At 53.9% G+C, this 1816-nt stretch carries 1 protein-coding gene; it reads left to right on the top strand.

What is annotated here, in order from left to right; all coding sequences use genetic code 11:
• A partial coding sequence (locus QVO39_RS06300; protein ID WP_288171866.1) for a zinc-dependent metalloprotease occupies positions 1 to 1782 on the top strand: 1782 nt, incomplete at its 5' end.
• Positions 1783 to 1816: the final 34 nt, after the last annotated feature.

A 1816-nucleotide genomic window follows, 5' to 3' on the forward strand; every position in this document is an offset into this window, starting at 1 on the left:
ATCCTACACACCGAGAGCGGTCAGATAGAGCCAGCTACCTTTGCACGACGCTGGAGGGTAGAGCCACTCCACCCCGAGGTGATTGCCCAGGGCGGTCTATCTGAGGTAAAGAAACCAATCGTCTACTACATAGAGGACACCTTCCCCGAGCGCTGGCGTGCCGCTATCAAAGCAGGGGTGCTCAGGTGGAATAAAGCCTTTGAGCGAATTGGGCTCAAGGATGTAGTGCAGGTAAGGGACTTCCCAAAGGACGACCCACAGTTCGACCCCGATAATATCAAGTACTCTTGCATCCGTTACATCCCTGTAGGGATTGAGAATGCTATGGGCCCATCGTGGTACGACCCCCGCACAGGGGAGATCATCAATGCCTCAGTAATGGTCTATAGCAATGTGATCAAGACCCTCAACAACTGGTGCTTTGTACAGACCGCACAGCTCGATCCTACCGTACGCACCAAGACGCTTCCCGACGACCGATTTATGGAGGCACTGGAGTATGTGATCGCACACGAGATAGGGCATACCCTCGGGCTGATGCACAATATGGCCGCGTCAAGTGCCTACACGGTAGAGCAACTCCGCTCCCCCGAATTCACCAAGAAATACGGCACCACCCCCAGTATCATGGACTATGCCCGCTGGAACTACGTGGCACAGCCCGAAGACAAAGGGGTCAACCTCAATCCTCCCTTCCTCGGCGTCTACGACTACTACGCCATTGAGTGGGGATACAAGGTGTTCCCTGAGCTAGATGGCGACTTTATCAAGGAGAGCAAAGCACTGCAAAAGTTTGTAGCAAAGCACGAGAGCAAGCGCCTCTATAAGTACGGAGCACAGCAATTGGGACTTCGCCTAGACCCCTCAGCGATTGAGGAGGACCTCAGCGATGACCCTGTAAAGGCAGGTGAGCTAGGGCTACGCAACCTACAGTACATCCTCAGCCACCTCGATGAGTGGATCCAAGACGACCCCGATGCCGACCACCGCAACGACCTCTATGAGCAGATCCTAGGACAGGCCTACGGCTATTACAATAATATCTTTGCCTTTGTCCCTGGCATCATACTCACCCAGTCTTCGGAGCAGTCAGGAATACCCCGATACCAAGTGCTACCACGCGAGAAGCAACGCGCCGCAGCTCTTTGGCTACTCAATAATGTAGCCAACTTCCGCAAGCTAGGGGAGCAGGCACAAGCAGCACACCTGCAAGTGGCCGCCTTGAAGCCTTTCGAACTAGCAGAGGGCGATATCATGAAGATGTCGATGCTCAATACCAGTAAGCTAGCCATCTCCAATTACTTCGACCCCACCTCCTACTCCCCACTAGAGTACCTTGAGGACGTCTACCAACATGTATTCCGTAAGACCCTCAGTGGAGACGAAAGGGTGAGCAGCTACGAGCGTCGCTTTCAGGAGATCTTCGTGCGGTACCTAGTGGCTGCAATGGCCTACTCACTAGACAACATCTACCCAGTAGGCTTCAAAGGGAGCGACCACCTAGCCCTCCAATTTGCCCACAGCTACCCCCACCTACGCCCCACTTGCCCACATTCCGAGTGCGAGGATGCATCCAACCACCTCCTCGGATTTGGCAATGACTACGGCATGGTGGACCACCTATGGGCTCAGGCAGTCAATCTCACCACCGACTATACCCTCGACTATACCATCAAGGTGAGAAAACTGCTTGAGAAGGCCACTAAAACCACCAGCGACCCTACCCTCAAAGCCCACTACAAGCTACTCCTCAACACCATTAATCGCAGGCTCGAGAAGTAGCCATCCCAACCTACATACAACCAACTGCGAAGCG

This window comes from Porphyromonas sp. CAG:1061 (genome assembly GCF_000435035.1).
Taxonomy (GTDB): domain Bacteria; phylum Bacteroidota; class Bacteroidia; order Bacteroidales; family Porphyromonadaceae; genus Porphyromonas_A; species Porphyromonas_A somerae.